The 18,722-nt window shown below is 53.9% G+C and carries 14 protein-coding genes, 1 tRNA gene and 3 rRNA genes; 9 read left to right on the top strand and 9 right to left on the bottom strand.

Annotation, left to right across the window (positions count from 1 at the left end; translation table 11 throughout):
- Positions 1-3 precede the first annotated feature (3 nt).
- The 3 genes from C3F35_RS15715 to C3F35_RS15705 all read left to right on the top strand — a co-directional run bounded on the left by C3F35_RS15715 (position 4) and on the right by C3F35_RS15705 (position 2,158).
- On the top strand, positions 4-597 hold the full coding sequence (locus C3F35_RS15715; protein ID WP_103792617.1) for an XTP/dITP diphosphatase: 594 nt from the start codon (positions 4-6) through the stop codon (positions 595-597).
- Positions 590-1,732, top strand: coding sequence for a radical SAM family heme chaperone HemW (hemW, locus tag C3F35_RS15710; RefSeq protein WP_103792618.1), 1,143 nt, complete (start codon positions 590-592; stop codon positions 1,730-1,732). Before C3F35_RS15715 ends, hemW begins: the two co-directional genes overlap by 8 nt.
- A 63-nt stretch (positions 1,733-1,795) precedes the next feature.
- The gene (locus tag C3F35_RS15705) at positions 1,796-2,158 is read left to right on the top strand and encodes an endonuclease domain-containing protein (protein WP_103792619.1); all 363 of its coding nucleotides are present in this window, start codon (positions 1,796-1,798) and stop codon (positions 2,156-2,158) included.
- Between the two features lie 291 nt (positions 2,159-2,449).
- Here the strand turns inward: C3F35_RS15705 and C3F35_RS15700 are convergent, their stop codons facing one another.
- Genes C3F35_RS15700 through trmB form a run of 3 tightly spaced genes read right to left on the bottom strand, consistent with a single transcriptional unit; the run spans position 2,450 to position 4,267 of the window.
- Positions 2,450-3,169 (bottom strand): DUF2884 domain-containing protein, encoded by a 720-nt coding sequence (locus tag C3F35_RS15700; RefSeq protein WP_103792620.1) that lies wholly within the window; start codon positions 3,167-3,169, stop codon positions 2,450-2,452.
- Positions 3,170-3,221: 52 nt separating this feature from the next.
- Positions 3,222-3,548: a YggL family protein gene (locus C3F35_RS15695; RefSeq protein ID WP_059307224.1), complete on the bottom strand. Its 327-nt coding sequence runs from the start codon at positions 3,546-3,548 to the stop codon at positions 3,222-3,224.
- Positions 3,548-4,267 carry a tRNA (guanosine(46)-N7)-methyltransferase TrmB gene (trmB, locus tag C3F35_RS15690; protein ID WP_032613969.1) on the bottom strand — a complete coding sequence of 240 codons (720 nt, stop codon included), beginning with the start codon at positions 4,265-4,267 and terminating at the stop codon, positions 3,548-3,550. Before trmB ends, C3F35_RS15695 begins: the two co-directional genes overlap by 1 nt.
- A gap of 144 nt (positions 4,268-4,411) precedes the next feature.
- Between trmB and mutY the strand changes: the two genes are divergently transcribed.
- The 4 genes from mutY to C3F35_RS15670 all read left to right on the top strand — a co-directional run bounded on the left by mutY (position 4,412) and on the right by C3F35_RS15670 (position 8,457).
- Positions 4,412-5,464: an A/G-specific adenine glycosylase gene (mutY, locus tag C3F35_RS15685; protein WP_103792621.1), complete on the top strand. Its 1,053-nt coding sequence runs from the start codon at positions 4,412-4,414 to the stop codon at positions 5,462-5,464.
- Positions 5,465-5,489: 25 nt separating this feature from the next.
- Positions 5,490-5,762 carry an oxidative damage protection protein gene (locus C3F35_RS15680; RefSeq protein WP_032613973.1) on the top strand — a complete coding sequence of 91 codons (273 nt, stop codon included), beginning with the start codon at positions 5,490-5,492 and terminating at the stop codon, positions 5,760-5,762.
- A 121-nt stretch (positions 5,763-5,883) separates the two neighbouring features.
- On the top strand, positions 5,884-6,963 hold the full coding sequence (gene mltC, locus C3F35_RS15675) for a membrane-bound lytic murein transglycosylase MltC (RefSeq protein WP_032613975.1): 1,080 nt from the start codon (positions 5,884-5,886) through the stop codon (positions 6,961-6,963).
- A gap of 237 nt (positions 6,964-7,200) precedes the next feature.
- Complete coding sequence (locus tag C3F35_RS15670) at positions 7,201-8,457, top strand: nucleoside permease (protein WP_032613978.1); 1,257 nt, start codon at positions 7,201-7,203, stop codon at positions 8,455-8,457.
- Positions 8,458-8,509: 52 nt separating this feature from the next.
- On the opposite strand, the gene C3F35_RS15665 is transcribed toward C3F35_RS15670, so the two are convergent.
- Positions 8,510-10,645, bottom strand: coding sequence for an ornithine decarboxylase (locus C3F35_RS15665; RefSeq protein WP_103792622.1), 2,136 nt, complete (start codon positions 10,643-10,645; stop codon positions 8,510-8,512).
- Between the two features lie 398 nt (positions 10,646-11,043).
- Here C3F35_RS15665 and C3F35_RS15660 point away from each other — a divergent pair, with 398 nt between their 5' ends.
- Positions 11,044-11,754, top strand: coding sequence for a DUF554 domain-containing protein (locus C3F35_RS15660; RefSeq protein ID WP_032613982.1), 711 nt, complete (start codon positions 11,044-11,046; stop codon positions 11,752-11,754).
- Between the two features lie 95 nt (positions 11,755-11,849).
- A tRNA-Phe gene (locus tag C3F35_RS15655) sits at positions 11,850-11,925 on the top strand.
- A 218-nt stretch (positions 11,926-12,143) separates the two neighbouring features.
- Here C3F35_RS15655 and C3F35_RS15650 read toward each other — a convergent pair.
- From C3F35_RS15650 to C3F35_RS15630, 5 genes are all read right to left on the bottom strand, one after another.
- The gene (locus C3F35_RS15650; RefSeq protein WP_103792623.1) at positions 12,144-12,785 is read right to left on the bottom strand and encodes a deoxynucleoside kinase; all 642 of its coding nucleotides are present in this window, start codon (positions 12,783-12,785) and stop codon (positions 12,144-12,146) included.
- A gap of 247 nt (positions 12,786-13,032) precedes the next feature.
- The gene (locus tag C3F35_RS15645; RefSeq protein WP_103792624.1) at positions 13,033-13,374 is read right to left on the bottom strand and encodes a DUF1971 domain-containing protein; all 342 of its coding nucleotides are present in this window, start codon (positions 13,372-13,374) and stop codon (positions 13,033-13,035) included.
- Positions 13,375-13,637: 263 nt separating this feature from the next.
- Positions 13,638-13,753 (bottom strand): 5S ribosomal RNA (gene rrf, locus C3F35_RS15640).
- A gap of 92 nt (positions 13,754-13,845) precedes the next feature.
- A 23S ribosomal RNA gene (locus tag C3F35_RS15635) occupies positions 13,846-16,752 on the bottom strand.
- Positions 16,753-16,973: 221 nt separating this feature from the next.
- Positions 16,974-18,513: ribosomal RNA gene (locus C3F35_RS15630) — 16S ribosomal RNA — on the bottom strand.
- Together the 16S, 23S and 5S rRNA genes form the textbook arrangement of a ribosomal RNA operon.
- Between the last annotated feature and the right edge of the window lie 209 nt (positions 18,514-18,722).

The raw sequence follows: 18,722 nt of genomic DNA, 5'->3' as shown, positions 1-18,722 counted from the left end.
CGCATGCAAAAAGTTGTTCTCGCTACCGGTAATGCCGGTAAAGTGCGCGAGCTGGCCTCGCTGTTAAATGATTTCGGTCTGGATGTGGTCGCCCAGACCGAGTTGGGGGTGGACTCTGCTGAAGAGACCGGCCTGACCTTTATTGAAAATGCCATTCTGAAAGCGCGCCATGCGGCGCAGGTTACCGGTTTGCCGGCCATTGCCGATGACTCCGGTCTGGCGGTGGACGTGCTTGGCGGTGCGCCGGGGATCTACTCTGCCCGCTATTCTGGCATCGATGCCAGCGACCAGCAGAATCTTGAAAAGCTGCTTGAAGCGCTTAAGAACGTACCCGATGATCAGCGCAAAGCGCAGTTCCACTGCGTGCTGGTCTATATGCGCCATGCCGAAGATCCTACGCCAATTGTCTGCCACGGCAGCTGGCCGGGTGTCATTGCCCGCGAGGCGGCAGGCAACGGCGGCTTTGGCTACGATCCGATTTTCTTTGTCCCGACCGAGGGCAAAACCGCTGCGGAACTGTCCCGCGAAGAAAAAAGCGCGATTTCCCATCGTGGGCGCGCACTGAAACTGTTACTGGAAGCGTTACGTAATGGCTAATTTGCCACCTCTGAGTCTTTATATTCACATCCCGTGGTGCGTGCAGAAATGCCCGTACTGCGATTTCAATTCGCATGCGCTGAAAGGCGAAGTGCCTCATGACGATTACGTTCAGCATCTGCTTGCCGATCTGGACGCCGACGTCGCTTACGCACAGGGACGTGAAGTTAAGACCATTTTTATCGGTGGCGGTACGCCGAGCCTGCTCTCAGGCCCGGCGATGCAGACGCTGCTGGATGGCGTGCGTGCGCGCCTTAATCTGGCAGCGGATGCAGAAATTACCATGGAGGCCAATCCGGGTACGGTTGAGGCCGACCGTTTTGTCGAGTATCAGCGCGCCGGGGTGAACCGTATCTCCATTGGGGTACAGAGCTTCAGCGAGCCGAAGCTAAAGCGTCTGGGGCGCATTCATGGCCCGGGTGAAGCAAAGCGCGCCGCACATCTGGCAACCGGGCTGGGCCTGCGCAGCTTTAACCTCGACCTGATGCACGGCCTGCCGGATCAGTCTCTGGACGAAGCGCTGGACGATCTGCGCCAGGCCATTGAGCTGAACCCGCCGCACCTCTCCTGGTATCAGCTGACCATTGAGCCGAACACGCTGTTTGGTTCGCGCCCGCCGGTGCTGCCGGATGACGACGCGCTGTGGGATATTTTCGAGCAGGGCCACCAGCTGCTGACTGCCGCCGGGTATCAGCAGTACGAAACCTCGGCCTATGCGAAGCCAGGCTGCCAGTGTCAGCACAACCTGAACTACTGGCGTTTTGGCGATTATCTGGGAATTGGCTGCGGCGCACACGGTAAAGTGACCTTCCCGGACGGACGTATTCTGCGAACCGCCAAGACGCGCCATCCGCGTGGGTATATGGAAGGACGTTATCTGGAGCGCAGCCATGACGTTGAGGCCGAAGATAAACCGTTTGAGTTCTTTATGAACCGCTTCCGCCTGCTGGAAGCCGCGCCACGCGCAGAGTTTTCCCGCTATACCGGTTTAGCGGAGTCGGTGATTCGTCCTCAGATTGACGAAGCGCTGGCACAAGGTTATTTGACCGAATGCGATGAGTTCTGGCAGATCACCGAGCATGGCAAACTGTTCTTAAACTCCCTTCTTGAGCTGTTCCTCGCCGAAGAATCCTGAAGCCTGATTCAGGATGTTGCATCCCGTTCTGCTGGCTGAGGGAAAAGCTGGCAGAGTGCGGGGATGGACATGATTCGCTCTTATGCAAAACAGCTCCGCCGTGAGCTGACCACAGAAGAGAGACGACTCTGGTATCGGTTACGTAGTCGTCGATTCGCTCACTATAAATTTCGTCGCCAGCATCCTGTTGGGAATTACATTCTGGATTTCGTTTGTTGCGAAGCTCGCCTGGCTATTGAGCTGGATGGAGGACAACACGATGAAAGAGAAGAATATGACCGGCAGAGAACCGTCTGGCTGAATCAAAAAGGCTGGCAGGTGATTCGGTTCTGGAACAACGAAATCTGGCATAACGAGGAAGGGGTGTTGGATGAAATTTTAGAGAAGCTGCAAACGCTTTTACCCTCACCCCGACCCTCTCCCTGAAAGGGAGAGGGAGCAAACCATACCTGGGCTCACCTCGGGCAGCAAACTGCTCCTTCTGCCCTGTGAGAAAAGGAGGTAAACCATTTCCGGGCTCACTTCGGGCTGCAAACTGTTCCCTCTCCCTTTGGGGGAAGGAGGCAAACCCTTCCCGGTCTCACCTCGGGCAGCAAACTGTTCCCTCTTCCCTTTGGGGGAACGAGGCAAAACATTCGCGGGTACGCCTCGGGCAGCAAACTTTTCCCTCTCCCCTTTGGGGAGAGGGTTAGGGTGAGGGGTCCAGACCGCACTACACTACTTCAGCGACCCCACCAGCCCCTTGCGGCTCTCTTCCAGCGACACTACGCGTTTGCACACATCTTTGCCGAAAGCTTTGAAATCCGCTTCCTGGTTTTTCCACTCGTTCTGAATTGAGGTTTGCAGGCCGCCCAGGCTACCCAGCACGCCCTGCAGCGGGTTGCCACCGCCTTTCAGCACCGCTTTGGCACCCATCTCGTTGATGCTGTCCTGCAAAATGCCGCCCATCGCCTGGTTAACCAGCTGTTGGCCATCAGCACGCACCTGATCGATCGCCTGATAGTGGAACGTCAGGCCATCGGTACGATGTTCAATAATACGGTTCATCTGCTCTTTTAACTGGGCATCCAGTTTGGTCAGGCGCGAGCGCATATTGCTGCTCTCCCCCACCTCTTTAGCGATGATCTTATCCAGCGCGACACGGCCTTTTTCTACGCGTGTCAGAGCACCTTCATCGATCCACGGCAGCGCGCTACGCAGATCGGCCTGGTAATCTTTTGCCTGTTCACGTTGGGCTGCGCTCAGCGTGTACTGCTTGCCGTTGAACATGACATTGCCATCCGGGGTGATCACCAGATTGCCGTTCTCCCCTTTTACCTGCACGGTTTGCGGGCTCAGGATCACGTCATCACGCGGCGTGACTTCGCATTTGTAGTCGGCGTGAGCGGTCAGAGCCGTCGTCATTAAAGCCGCAGCGAGCAGCGTTTTGCGCATCATATCTTCTCCCTTATACAAAACGGGCCAGCAATTGCTGGCCCCTTATGTTCTATTAGTCCCACCAAATATCGAAAAGTTCGCTGATGCGTACCTCTTCGAATTTACGGTCTTCCAGCCACTTACGCACGATGGCCTGATGCTCTTCGGTGCACTGGCCGATCTCTTGTTTGCAGATCAAACCTTCCCACGCCAGGTAGCCACTGCCGTCAAACGCCAGCTTGTTCGGCTCGATAACTTCATTGATGAAGGCATCTACCTCTTCATCAATTTTTTCTACACTGGTGCCTTCCGGGAAACGCCATGCAACCGAAAAACCAATTTCCTGGAATTCTTCGATGTGCATTTTCTTACGCAGACGACGGCTACGGTTCTTTGCCATTATTTCACCCTCTCGAACATTAAGTCCCATACGCCGTGACCAAGACGATGGCCACGCTGTTCAAATTTCGTTACCGGACGTGAGTCAGGACGCGGCACATAATCATTGCTCGCCGACTGGTTTTTATACCCGTCGAGTGACGACATCACTTCCAGCATATGCTCCGCATACTGTTCCCAGTCGGTCGCCATGTGGAAAACACCACCCAGCTTCAGTTTGCTCTTTACCAGCTCAGCAAAGGGTGCCTGAACAATACGGCGTTTATTATGGCGTGCTTTGTGCCATGGGTCAGGGAAAAAGAGCTGAACCATGTTCAGAGAATTGTCAGGGATCATCTTGTGCAGCACTTCCACCGCGTCATGACACATCACCCGCAGGTTCTCGACGCCCTCTTCATGAGCCGTTGCCAGGCAAGCACCCACGCCCGGCGAGTGAACCTCAATACCGAGGAAATTCTGCTCCGGGCGCGCTTTTGCCATTGTCACCAGCGAGGCGCCCATGCCGAAACCGATCTCCAGCGTAATCGGCGCGTCGCGGCCAAACAGCTCCACAAAGTCGAGCGGCTGTTCGGTGAACTCCACGCCCATCACCGGCCAGTAGTTATCCAGCGCGTGTTGCTGCCCCTTTGTCAGGCGCCCCTGACGGCGGACAAAGCTGCGAATACGGCGCAGCGGGCGGCCGTTTTCATCAAATTCCGGTGATATGACGTCGTTTTTCATAAAAGAGTAGTCTGCTTGTGAGAATGTTCGGGAAACGGGCATTATCCAAAGTTAATGATGGGATGCAAGCATGGGAAAGATCCGGTTTACAGCCGCAGGCCTCTGTGCTGCAATCTGCGTCCCTGATATCGCGAAGCGAAGACCATGCAAGCCTCTCAATTTTCAGCCCAGGTGCTGGACTGGTACGACAAATACGGGCGTAAAACCCTGCCCTGGCAAATTGAAAAAACACCCTACAAAGTATGGCTCTCTGAGGTGATGTTGCAACAAACGCAGGTCGCGACTGTTATCCCCTACTTTGAGCGCTTTATGGCGCGTTTTCCAACGGTAACCGATCTGGCTACCGCCCCGCTTGATGAGGTACTGCATCTGTGGACTGGGCTAGGCTACTACGCCCGCGCCCGCAATCTGCATAAAGCCGCCCAGCAGGTGGTGTCGCTACACGGTGGCATCTTCCCTGAAACGTTCGAGGAGGTGGCAGCCCTGCCGGGTGTCGGGCGATCTACCGCGGGGGCGATCCTCTCCCTCTCGCTGGGTAAACACTTTCCTATTCTCGACGGCAATGTGAAACGCGTGCTGGCGCGCTGCTATGCCGTTGGCGGCTGGCCGGGCAAGAAAGAGGTGGAGAAGCGTCTGTGGGAAATCAGTGAGGCAGTAACCCCCGCTAACGGCGTCGAACGCTTTAACCAGGCAATGATGGATCTGGGAGCGATGGTCTGCACCCGCTCGAAGCCCAAATGTGAACTCTGCCCGCTGAATAATCTGTGTGTGGCTTATGCCAACCACAGCTGGGCGCAGTATCCCGGTAAAAAACCGAAGCAGACGCTGCCTGAGCGCACCGGCTATTTTCTGCTGATGCAGCACCAAGAGACGGTGTACCTCGCTCAGCGTCCACCAAGCGGTTTGTGGGGCGGTTTATTCTGCTTCCCGCAGTTCGAGAATGAAGAGAGCCTTCGCGACTGGCTGGCGCAACGCGGCATCCCTGCCGATACTCTTCAGCAACTCACGGCGTTTCGTCATACCTTCAGCCACTTCCATCTGGATATTGTTCCGATGTGGCTTCCCGTGTCCTCATTCACCTCGTGCATGGATGAAGGCACCGCTCTCTGGTATAACTTAGCGCAACCGCCATCAGTGGGGCTGGCAGCTCCTGTAGAGCGCCTTTTACAGCAATTACGTGTCGGAGCAACGGTTTAGCTCCGGGCGACAAAGAGGAATCAGTATGGCCAGAACAATTTTTTGTACCTTCCTGCAACGCGACGCAGAAGGCCAGGACTTCCAGCTTTATCCGGGGGACCTGGGTAAGCGCATCTATAACGAGATCTCAAAAGAGGCATGGGCGCAGTGGCAGCAAAAGCAAACCATGCTGATTAACGAGCGCAAGCTCAACATGATGAACGTTGAACACCGCAAGCAGCTGGAGCAGGAGATGGTGAATTTCCTGTTTGAAGGCAAAGACGTTCACATCGAAGGCTATACACCACCGGAAAAATAATTCCCTGCGGGCTGATGCCCGGCGGCGCTACGCTTGCACAGGCCTACGGTAACCAGGCCGGGTAAGCGTAACGCCACCTGCCACTCGCGCCAAAGCAAACACAACACGCACTCCCGGAATGATGAAAAAATTTTTAGCGCTTGCTCTTGTTGCACCGTTACTTGTTTCGTGTTCCTCCAGTAATAAAGGCGATAGCTATAACGAAGCCTGGGTCAAGGACACCAACGGTTTTGACATTCTGATGGGGCAGTTTGCCCACAACATCGAAAATATATGGGGATTTAACGAGGTTCTGATCGCCGGACCAAAGGACTACGTTAAGTACACCGACGCTTACCAGACCCGCAGCCACATCAACTTTGACGAGGGTACCATCACCGTCGAAACCATCGCCGGGACCGATCCTGCGGCGCGTTTACGCGAGGCGATCGTGAAAACCTTGCTGATGGGTGACGATCCCGGCTCTATCGACCTCTACTCCGACGCTGACGACATCACCATTTCAAAAGAGCCGTTCCTCTATGGCCAGGTGGTGGACCAAACCGGTCAATCGATTCGCTGGGAAGGTCGTGCCAATAACTTTGCCAACTACCTGCTGCAAACGCGTCTGAAGAGCCGCAGCAATGGTCTGCGCGTTATCTACAGCGTGACCATTAATCTGGTACCCAACCACCTTGATAAACGTGCGCATAAATACGTCGGGATGGTACGTCAGGCCTCGCGTAAATATGGGGTGGACGAATCGTTGATCCTGGCGATTATGCAGACTGAATCCTCGTTTAACCCGTACGCGGTGAGCCGGTCCGACGCCCTGGGCCTGATGCAGGTTGTTCAGCACAGCGCCGGGAAAGATGTGTTCCGTTCGCAGGGAAGATCGGGCACACCAAGCCGCAGTTATCTGTTTGATCCTGCCAGCAACATTGATACCGGCACCGCCTATCTGGCCATGCTGAATAACGTCTATCTGAGCGGCATCGATAACCCGACCTCGCGTCGCTATGCGGTGATCACCGCCTATAACGGTGGCGCGGGCAGCGTGCTACGGGTCTTCTCCAGCGACAAAATCCAGGCAGCAAACATCATCAACAGCATGACGCCAGGGGATGTTTACCAGACCCTGACCAGCCGTCACCCTTCCGCAGAGTCCCGGCGCTACCTTTACAAGGTCAATACGGCGCAAAAGGGCTATCGTAGAAAGTAACATTCTCTCTTTTACCCTCTCCTCCCCGGAGAGGGTAAAGATTCACTTCCCCTGTCACTGCCTCATCCATAGGAAAGTGTTATTTGCATCACAATCCAAACTGCAAATTAATGTGGATTGCATTTTTTTGCGGGAGGTAACAAAACATCACGTCACTCGCTGATAGAATTGCATCAAATACAAAACCTAAATGTTTCTACACCAACATACAGCCCGCTCTCTTGTGAGGAAAGTAACATGAACCTTAAGCTGCAGCTTAAAATCTTGTCGTTTCTGCAGTTCTGTCTGTGGGGGAGCTGGCTAACCACGCTCGGCTCCTACATGTTTGTCACGCTCAAGTTCGATGGCGCCTCTATCGGTGCCGTTTACAGTTCTTTGGGTATCGCCGCCGTCCTGATGCCGACTCTGCTCGGGATCGTGGCGGATAAGTGGATAAGCGCCAAGTGGGTGTACGCGCTTTGCCATCTGGTAGGGGCGGGTACGCTATTTATGGCGGCCGAGGTCACTACGCCAGGGGCGATGTTTATGGTGATCCTGCTTAACTCGCTGGCCTATATGCCAACGTTGGGCCTGATTAACACCATCTCCTACTACCGTCTGAAAGACGCCGGTATGGATATCGTGACCGACTTCCCACCGATCCGTATCTGGGGCACCATTGGCTTCATTATGGCGATGTGGGCAGTGAGCTTCGCAGGCTTTGAACTGAGCCACATGCAGCTCTATATCGGTGCTGCGCTGTCTCTCCTGCTGGCGTTGTTCACCCTGACCCTGCCGCATATTCCGGTTTCTAACCAGCAGAAAAACCAGAGCTGGAGCGCGATGCTCGGCCTGGATGCTTTCGCGCTGTTTAAAAACAAACGTATGGCGATCTTCTTTATCTTCTCCATGCTGCTGGGTGCGGAACTGCAGATCACCAACATGTTCGGCAATACCTTCCTGCACAGCTTCGATAACGACCCGCTGTTCTCCGGGAGCTTTATCGTTGAGCATGCGTCGGTAATGATGTCGATTTCGCAGATCTCCGAAACGCTGTTCATCCTGACCATCCCGTTCTTCCTGAGCCGCTACGGTATTAAGAACGTAATGATGATCAGTATTTTCGCGTGGATGCTGCGCTTCGGTCTGTTTGCTTACGGCGACCCGTCAGCCTTCGGTACTGTGCTGCTGGTGCTGTCGATGATTGTCTATGGCTGCGCCTTCGACTTCTTCAACATCTCTGGTTCCGTGTTTGTGGAAAAAGAGGTTCGCCCGGAAATCCGCGCCAGCGCCCAGGGTATGTTCCTGATGATGACCAATGGCTTCGGCTGTATTCTCGGCGGCGTGGTGAGCGGTAAGGTTGTAGAGATGTATACCACTAACGGTATTACTGACTGGCAGCCGGTGTGGCTGATCTTTGCAGGCTACTCACTGGTACTGGCCTTCGCCTTCATGGTGTTGTTCAAGTACAAACATGTTCGTACTCCAACAGGTGCGCAGAGCATCGCGCATTAATCTGTTACGTTCCCCCCTCCTGCTGAGGGGGGATTTTTTTATTTCAGTACATTTATTTCAGTACATAGCCGTACAACCGCTTAATCCCGTCCGCATCCTTCTCGCTGTAAACGCCCTGCAATTCCGGTGAAAAACCAGGCAGCAAATTAACGCCCTCTTCCAGCGCCAGGAAGTAACGCTGCACCGCCCCACCCCACAGTTCGCCCGGTACGACACACAGCACGCCCGGCGGGTATGGCAACGCCCCTTCTGCCGCAATGCGCCCTTCGGCTTCGCTGATGCGCACCAGCTCGACGTTACCGCGAATAAAGGCCTGGTTAGCATCCTGCGGGTTCATTGCCACGGTGGGCAGGCTCTCTTTGCGGAACATCGCTTTCTGCAGATCCTTCACGTCAAAGCTGACGTACAGATCGTGCATCTCCTGGCAGAGCTGACGCAGGGTGTAATCGCGATAGCGCACCGGGTATTTCTTCCAGATGGTTGGCAGAACATCCGCCAGCGGAGTGTCGTCCTCGATGTGCTGTTCAAACTGACCCAGCATCGCCACCAGTTGCGCCATCTTCTCTGCGCTCTCTGCCGGGGTGAGCAGGAAGAGTATGGAGTTGAGATCGCACTTCTCCGGCACAATGCCTTTCTCGCGCAGGTAGTGCGCCAGAATGGTCGCCGGGATGCCAAAGTCAGTGTACTCCCCGCTTTCAGCATCGATGCCCGGGGTGGTCAGCAGCAGCTTGCATGGGTCGACAAAATATTGTTCCTCGGCATAGCCCTCAAAACCGTGCCATTTCGCACCCGGCTCAAAGCTGAAGAAACGCAGCTCGCTGGCAATGGCGTGGGTAGGATGATCCTGCCACGGACGCCCGGCCACCACCGGCGGGATAAAAGGTTTAATCATTTTGCAGTTAGCAATGATCGCCTTGCGCGCTTCGATACCCAGCGCAACGCACTCAGCCCACAGTCGACGCCCGCTCTCCCCTTCATGGATCTTGGCATTCACGTCGAGGGCCGCAAACAGCGGATAGAACGGGCTGGTCGAGGCATGCAGCATAAATGCGTTGTTGAGCCGCTTATGCGGGCAGAAACGGGCCTGGCCGCGGATATGGTTATCCTTTTTGTGGATCTGCGAGGTCTGGGAGAAACCGGCCTGCTGTTTATGCACTGACTGGGTGACAAAGATCCCTGGATCGTTCTCGTTGAGTTCAAGCAACAGCGGTGAGCTGTCGGCCATCATCGGGATAAACTGCTCGTAACCTACCCATGCGGAGTCAAACAGGATGTAGTAGCACAGCTGGCCGATTTTATCGATTACCTGACGGGCATTATAGATAGTGCCGTCATAGGTGCCGAGCTGGATCACTGCCAGACGGAACGGACGCGCGTCACGGGCTTTTTCCGGTGCAACTTCACGGATCAGCTCCCGCAGGTACGTCTCGTCAAAGCAACGGTCATCAATACCGCCAATGAAGCCAAACGGGTTGCGTGCCGCTTCGAGATAAACGGGCGTGGCCCCGGCCTGAATCAGCGCACCGTGATGGTTAGATTTATGGTTGTTGCGGTCAAACAGCACCAGATCGCCACGGGTGAGTAGCGCATTGGTCACCACCTTATTGGCGGCCGAAGTCCCGTTGAGCACGAAATAGGTCTTGTCGGCGTTAAACACCTTTGCGGCAAACTTCTGCGCGTGTTTGGCGGAACCTTCATGGATCAGCAGATCGCCCAACTTCACGTCGGCGTTGCACATATCGGCACGAAAAACATTTTCACCAAAGAAATCGTAAAACTGACGCCCGGCCGGGTGTTTCTTAAAGAACGCTCCGTGCTGGTGCCCAGGACAGGCAAAGGTGCTGTTGTCCATGGCCACATACTGGCTGAGGGTGTCGAAAAACGGCGGCAGCAGGTTCTCTTCGTAGCGACAGGCTGCGGCTTCCAGCTCTAACCACTCCTGCGCTTTGCCGTCGATCACGCCATCAACGCCCGCAGGGATCTCAACAGGCTGAGGCGAGAACATAAATACAGGCAGGTTAAAGCCGGTGCGTTTCAGTAACGCGAGGATGCCGCTGTGACTGTCAGCGACGGTAATGACGACTGCCGCCACATCCGTAAAATCGGTGTTATCCAGCGTCACCACTTCCCGGTGCGTGGACAACGCGGACGCCAGCTCACGGCTGACGGCAATTTTCATTGATTTCATAAGCGCAAATACCCGTGCAAGGCGAGAAAAAGCCCCGGACAGGGAGTCCCCCTGTCCAACGAATGTGTCTGACCGGAGTTCAGCTCCGACCGCCAGACATCAGTAAAAACAGAACGCGTCTGGTTTTACTGTTGTCCTGCAGTGAGCCTGCATTACCCTCACCGCATGGTGAGCGTAGAATAAGATGTGTCGATACGGCCAGCCATTCGCGCAGCAAAAGAGAGTCTGTTCATCGGCGGCCCCGTATCTGAGAGGAGAAAATTCGCGCAATAATGTCACCTTTCGCCAGGGGGCGCAAGAAGGAATCATTATGCAAAAAACGGGATAACACTTGGTGATTACTCACTGAAAAGAGTAATAATAATGCAAGATCAATGAGTAAATAACAGGAGTTCACAGTGGTTATTGGACCGTTTATCAATGCGGGAGCCGTGCTGCTGGGCGGCGTACTTGGCGCCGTGCTCAGCCAGCGATTACCGGAGCGTATTCGCTCTTCAATGCCCTCTATCTTTGGCCTGGCCTCATTGGGAATTGGTATTCTGCTGGTCATCAAGTGCGCTAACCTGCCAGTGATGGTGCTGGCAACGCTGCTCGGGGCACTGATTGGCGAGTTCTGCTATCTGGAGAAGGGAATTAACGGCGCCGTCAGCAGAGCGAAAAACCTGCTCTCGCGCGGTCAGCATAAGGGCGGCGCTCATGACTCCTATATCCAGAATTATGTTGCCATTATCATTCTGTTTTGCGCCAGCGGCACAGGGATCTTTGGTTCGATGCAGGAGGGGATGACCGGCGACCCCAGCATTCTTATCGCCAAAGCCTTCCTGGATTTCTTTACCGCGACGATTTTTGCGACCACGCTGGGTATCGCCGTGGCCGCGATTTGCGTGCCGATGCTGCTTATCCAGCTCGCCCTCGCAACCTGCGCCACGCTAATCTTACCCCTGACCACGCCAGCGATGATGGCAGACTTCACCGCTGTCGGCGGTTTGCTGCTGCTGGCAACAGGGCTGCGAATATGCGGAATTAAGATGTTTGCGGTGGTAAATATGCTACCAGCGCTGGTGATCGCCATGCCCCTTTCTGCCCTGTGGACCGCGTTTTTTGCCTGAGATAGCAGCAAACTGGCGAGAGAGTGTGCGGTCGGTAGCGAATTCAACAAATTCCGTTGACGGCACGAGGCGGATCGGGTTTAATTCGCCCCGTTGCCCGGATAGCTCAGTCGGTAGAGCAGGGGATTGAAAATCCCCGTGTCCTTGGTTCGATTCCGAGTCCGGGCACCACTATTTAGAAAAACCAGCCTTAGGGCTGGTTTTTTGCTTTCAGGGGTTCAGGACTCTCCATCGAACTACGTTCGATTATTCGCCGCCAGCGGCTCACCCCTTCGGGGCCAGCGCGACAAGCGTGCTGTTCAACGCCTTCGGCATTAGTCCGGGTCCGGGCACCACTATTTAGAGAGTCCGCCCGAAAACAGTTTTTTGCTTTTGGAGAAACAGTACTACTACGGCACTCTCTCTTCCAGCTTTGCAGTCACCGAATCTGCCAGCTTTTTTGGGCATGCAAAACCCGACTGGACATGATGCGTCAGCAACTTTGAGCCATACTGGCGGGTAATTTGCGGCAGACAGGCGTCGTGGAAGGCTTTAACGTCCTCAAAGTAGTCCAGCGTATATTTATCCTCTCCAGACCGCCCTCGTGCCATACAGTCGTTATAACAGGACTCTGCATCACGATCGATATAGACCACCAGATCGATATGTGGGTAGCTCTTAAGGTGTTCCTTAACCTGGTAGAAATAGGACATATAACGGGCCGATGGCTGTTCAGTCGTTAGAAAATTCACATGGCAGAACACGATATCGCTGTAAAGAGAGCGCTCAATAACGTAGTTCCCTTCCGGGAGATTGTTTAACAGGCGCTGTCGGGAATCGGTTATATAGAGCTGAAAAGCCACCCTGGCGTCTGCGTCGTGCGGGTTCTCAACGAAGACCTGCAGTAACTCAAGGAACACCGGATCTTCATCTACGGGTTCCTTTAGCACATTCCAGTATGCGCCTGTTTTATCTGATAACGCTGCCGCCAGAGGCTCCAGCAGAGTGCTTTTTCCTGCAGCGATATTGGCCTCAATAGCGACGATCTTCATAGCGATCTTCCGGCGGAGGGATCATTTGATCCCGTATCAGCCTGTTGATCCTGATGAAGATCCGGCCACAAAGGCGCTTTGCAGGAAAGATACTCCTGATATTCAGCCACGTGAAGCAGAAGTAGCTCCCCGCAGGATTCCTGCTCGCCGTAGTCTACCCGCGTTGAAGAGTGTCTGAGGAAATGGATCATAATGCTTTCACACTGTATGAAGGAGCTCCCTTATTAATGATAAGGGAGCATTGAGATTATGCCTTTTTCGCGCTGTAAACTTCATCACCGGAAAACGGCGGTTCGGCCCAGAAATTGATATTAAACTGTGCATCATCGGTCATCTCAATACGGTGCCAGTACTGCGGTGGGCTGGTCGCAAAGGTTCCCGCGTTAATCACCACTTTCACTTCTGGCTCTGTCGCCTCTTCGTTGGCGAAGCCGTAGTAAGTCACTGTCCCTTCCATCACGCAGAGCTGGCCAAAGATACCAGCTGCGGTGTTGTGGTGGCTCAGAAGCGCTGCTGGAACATTGTCTTTCGTAAAAAAGGGAGTTGAACGTTTGATGGTCCAGTTTTTAGGGATTCTGTGATGGCTCATAAATACCTCCGACTTAAAACATGCATATAAAATACAACTTTGAATTCCAGCTGTAAAGTATTACTGATAATAAATCTCATTTACATTGAAAGCAGGAGATATGCCGAAAGAAAAGCCTTAATTGCCCGCCACCCGGCCGGGGTTAGGGTTTTATGGCCTGAGGATTTGAGGGTTTGAGAGTTGCAGGGTTTCAGGGCCTGAGGATTTTTTCATGCAGACGACAAAAAACCCCGTACCTTGCGGTACGGGGTTTCCGATTTGATGCCTGGCAGTTCCCTACTCTCGCATGGGGAGACCCCACACTACCATCGGCGCTACGGCGTTTCACTTCTGAGTTCGGCATGGGGTCAGGTGGGACCACCGCGCTACAGCCGCCAGGCAAATTCTGTTTCCGGGCCGCCTCGCGGGCCACCCGGTTAATCTGGTTCAGCTGAAAATTGTCTCAGTCGCCGAAAACAGCTTCGGCGTTGTAAGGTTAAGCCTCACGGTTCATTAGTATCGGTTAGCTCAACGCATCGCTGCGCTTACACACCCGACCTATCAACGTCGTCGTCTTCAACGTTCCTTCAGGAGCCTTAAAGGCTCAGGGAGAACTCATCTCGGGGCAAGTTTCGTGCTTAGATGCTTTCAGCACTTATCTTTTCCGCATTTAGCTACCGGGCAGTGCCATTGGCATGACAACCCGAACACCAGTGATGCGTCCACTCCGGTCCTCTCGTACTAGGAGCAGCCCCCCTCAATTCTCCAGCGCCCACGGCAGATAGGGACCGAACTGTCTCACGACGTTCTAAACCCAGCTCGCGTACCACTTTAAACGGCGAACAGCCGTACCCTTGGGACCTACTTCAGCCCCAGGATGTGATGAGCCGACATCGAGGTGCCAAACACCGCCGTCGATATGAACTCTTGGGCGGTATCAGCCTGTTATCCCCGGAGTACCTTTTATCCGTTGAGCGATGGCCCTTCCATACAGAACCACCGGATCACTATGACCTGCTTTCGCACCTGCTCGAGCCGTCACTCTCGCAGTCAAGCTAGCTTATGCCATTGCACTAACCTCCTGATGTCCGACCAGGATTAGCTAACCTTCGTGCTCCTCCGTTACTCTTTAGGAGGAGACCGCCCCAGTCAAACTACCCACCAGACACTGTCCGCAACCCGGGTAACGGGTCCACGTTAGAACACCAGCCATTAAAGGGTGGTATTTCAAGGATGGCTCCACGCAGACTGGCGTCCACGCTTCAAAGCCTCCCACCTATCCTACACATCAAGGACCAGTGTTCAGTGTCAAGCTATAGTAAAGGTTCACGGGGTCTTTCCGTCTTGCCGCGGGTACACTGCATCTTCACAGCGATTTCAATTTCACTGAGTCTCGGGTGGAGACAGCCTGGCCATCATTACGCCATTCGTGCAGGTCGGAACTTACCCGACAAGGAATTTCGCTACCTTAGGACCGTTATAGTTACGGCCGCCGTTTACCGGGGCTTCGATCAAGAGCTTCGCGTTGCCGCTAACCCCATCAATTAACCTTCCGGCACCGGGCAGGCGTCACACCGTATACGTCCACTTTCGTGTTTGCACAGTGCTGTGTTTTTAATAAACAGTTGCAGCCAGCTGGTATCTTCGACTGATTTCAGCTCCACCCGCAGGGGCTTCACCTACATATCAGCGTGCCTTCTCCCGAAGTTACGGCACCATTTTGCCTAGTTCCTTCACCCGAGTTCTCTCAAGCGCCTTGGTATTCTCTACCTGACCACCTGTGTCGGTTTGGGGTACGATTTGATGTTACCTGATGCTTAGAGGCTTTTCCTGGAAGCAGGGCATTTGTTACTTCAGCACCGTAGTGCCTCGTCATCACACCTCAGCGTTAATAAGGTACCGGATTTACCTGGAACCTCCGCCTACATGCTTAAACCGGGACAACCGTCGCCCGGCCAACATAGCCTTCTCCGTCCCCCCTTCGCAGTAACACCGAGTACAGGAATATTAACCTGTTTCCCATCGACTACGCCTTTCGGCCTCGCCTTAGGGGTCGACTCACCCTGCCCCGATTAACGTTGGACAGGAACCCTTGGTCTTCCGGCGAGCGGGCTTTTCACCCGCTTTATCGTTACTTATGTCAGCATTCGCACTTCTGATACCTCCAGCAACCCTCACAGGTCACCTTCGACGGCTTACAGAACGCTCCCCTACCCAACAACACCTAAGTGTCGCTGCCGCAGCTTCGGTGCATGGTTTAGCCCCGTTACATCTTCCGCGCAGGCCGACTCGACCAGTGAGCTATTACGCTTTCTTTAAATGATGGCTGCTTCTAAGCCAACATCCTGGCTGTCTGTGCCTTCCCACATCGTTTCCCACTTAACCATGACTTTGGGACCTTAGCTGGCGGTCTGGGTTGTTTCCCTCTTCACGACGGACGTTAGCACCCGCCGTGTGTCTCCCGTGATAACATTCTCCGGTATTCGCAGTTTGCATCGGGTTGGTAAGCCGGGATGGCCCCCTAGCCGAAACAGTGCTCTACCCCCGGAGATGAATTCACGAGGCGCTACCTAAATAGCTTTCGGGGAGAACCAGCTATCTCCCGGTTTGATTGGCCTTTCACCCCCAGCCACAGGTCATCCGCTAATTTTTCAACATTAGTCGGTTCGGTCCTCCAGTTAGTGTTACCCAACCTTCAACCTGCCCATGGCTAGATCACCGGGTTTCGGGTCTATACCCTGCAACTTAACGCCCAGTTAAGACTCGGTTTCCCTTCGGCTCCCCTATACGGTTAACCTTGCTACAGAATATAAGTCGCTGACCCATTATACAAAAGGTACGCAGTCACACCACAAGGGTGCTCCCACTGCTTGTACGTACACGGTTTCAGGTTCTATTTCACTCCCCTCGCCGGGGTTCTTTTCGCCTTTCCCTCACGGTACTGGTTCACTATCGGTCAGTCAGGAGTATTTAGCCTTGGAGGATGGTCCCCCCATATTCAGACAGGATACCACGTGTCCCGCCCTACTCTTCGAGTTCACAGCATATGCATCTTCGTGTACGGGAGTATCACCCTGTACCCTGCGACTTTCCAGACGCTTCCACTGACACACATGCTGATTCAGACTCTGGGCTGCTCCCCGTTCGCTCGCCGCTACTGGGGGAATCTCGGTTGATTTCTTTTCCTCAGGGTACTTAGATGTTTCAGTTCCCCTGGTTCGCTTCGTTAAGCTATGTATTCACTTAACGATAGTGTGACGAGTCACACTGGGTTTCCCCATTCGGAAATCGCCGGTTATAACGGTTCATATCACCTTACCGGCGCTTATCGCAGATTAGCACGTCCTTCATCGCCTCTGACTGCCTAGGCATCCACCGTGTACGCTTGGTCGCTTAACCTCACAACCCGAAGCTGTTTCACTTCTGATTGCGAAATCTGAGACCCGACCACACCTTCATCTGTTCTTATTACGGAGAACAGACACGGTGCGTCGTTTCAATTTTCAGCTTGATCCAGATTTTTAAAGAGCAAAACTTCTTAATGCACTCAAAAGTACATTCAGAAGTTCATCATTCATCAGACAATCTGTGTGAGCACTACAAAGGCAGGTTCTTTAAGGTAAGGAGGTGATCCAACCGCAGGTTCCCCTACGGTTACCTTGTTACGACTTCACCCCAGTCATGAATCACAAAGTGGTAAGCGCCCTCCCGAAGGTTAAGCTACCTACTTCTTTTGCAACCCACTCCCATGGTGTGACGGGCGGTGTGTACAAGGCCCGGGAACGTATTCACCGTAGCATTCTGATCTACGATTACTAGCGATTCCGACTTCATGGAGTCGAGTTGCAGACTCCAATCCGGACTACGACGCACTTTATGAGGTCCGCTTGCTCTCGCGAGGTCGCTTCTCTTTGTATGCGCCATTGTAGCACGTGTGTAGCCCTACTCGTAAGGGCCATGATGACTTGACGTCATCCCCACCTTCCTCCAGTTTATCACTGGCAGTCTCCTTTGAGTTCCCGGCCTAACCGCTGGCAACAAAGGATAAGGGTTGCGCTCGTTGCGGGACTTAACCCAACATTTCACAACACGAGCTGACGACAGCCATGCAGCACCTGTCTCAGAGTTCCCGAAGGCACCAAAGCATCTCTGCTAAGTTCTCTGGATGTCAAGAGTAGGTAAGGTTCTTCGCGTTGCATCGAATTAAACCACATGCTCCACCGCTTGTGCGGGCCCCCGTCAATTCATTTGAGTTTTAACCTTGCGGCCGTACTCCCCAGGCGGTCGACTTAACGCGTTAGCTCCGGAAGCCACTCCTCAAGGGAACAACCTCCAAGTCGACATCGTTTACGGCGTGGACTACCAGGGTATCTAATCCTGTTTGCTCCCCACGCTTTCGCACCTGAGCGTCAGTCTTTGTCCAGGGGGCCGCCTTCGCCACCGGTATTCCTCCAGATCTCTACGCATTTCACCGCTACACCTGGAATTCTACCCCCCTCTACAAGACTCTAGCCTGCCAGTTTCGAATGCAGTTCCCAGGTTGAGCCCGGGGATTTCACATCCGACTTGACAGACCGCCTGCGTGCGCTTTACGCCCAGTAATTCCGATTAACGCTTGCACCCTCCGTATTACCGCGGCTGCTGGCACGGAGTTAGCCGGTGCTTCTTCTGCGGGTAACGTCAATTGCTGTGGTTATTAACCACAACACCTTCCTCCCCGCTGAAAGTACTTTACAACCCGAAGGCCTTCTTCATACACGCGGCATGGCTGCATCAGGCTTGCGCCCATTGTGCAATATTCCCCACTGCTGCCTCCCGTAGGAGTCTGGACCGTGTCTCAGTTCCAGTGTGGCTGGTCATCCTCTCAGACCAGCTAGGGATCGTCGCCTAGGTGAGCCATTACCCCACCTACTAGCTAATCCCATCTGGGCACATCTGATGGCAAGAGGCCCGAAGGTCCCCCTCTTTGGTCTTGCGACGTTATGCGGTATTAGCTACCGTTTCCAGTAGTTATCCCCCTCCATCAGGCAGTTTCCCAGACATTACTCACCCGTCCGCCACTCGTCACCCGAGAGCAAGCTCTCTGTGCTACCGTTCGACTTGCATGTGTTAGGCCTGCCGCCAGCGTTCAATCTGAGCCATGATCAAACTCTTCAATTTAAGTTTGATGCTCGTGAATTAAACTTCGTAATGAATTACGTATGTTCACTCAGAGACTTGGTATTCATTTTTCGTCCGAGGACGTTAAGAATCCATGTCACTTTGAGTGCCCACACAGATTGTCTGATAAATTGTTAAAGAGCAGTGCAACGCGGCTTTCGCTCACCGTTGCGAGGTGGCGTATATTACGCTTTCCTCTTTCAGAGTCA

Origin of the sequence: Leclercia sp. LSNIH3 (genome assembly GCF_002935105.1) — a bacterium.
GTDB classification, from domain to species: Bacteria; Pseudomonadota; Gammaproteobacteria; order Enterobacterales; family Enterobacteriaceae; genus Enterobacter; species Enterobacter adecarboxylatus.
The sequence above is the reverse complement of the archived record's forward strand: the minus strand, read 5'-3'. Positions and strand labels throughout refer to the sequence as shown.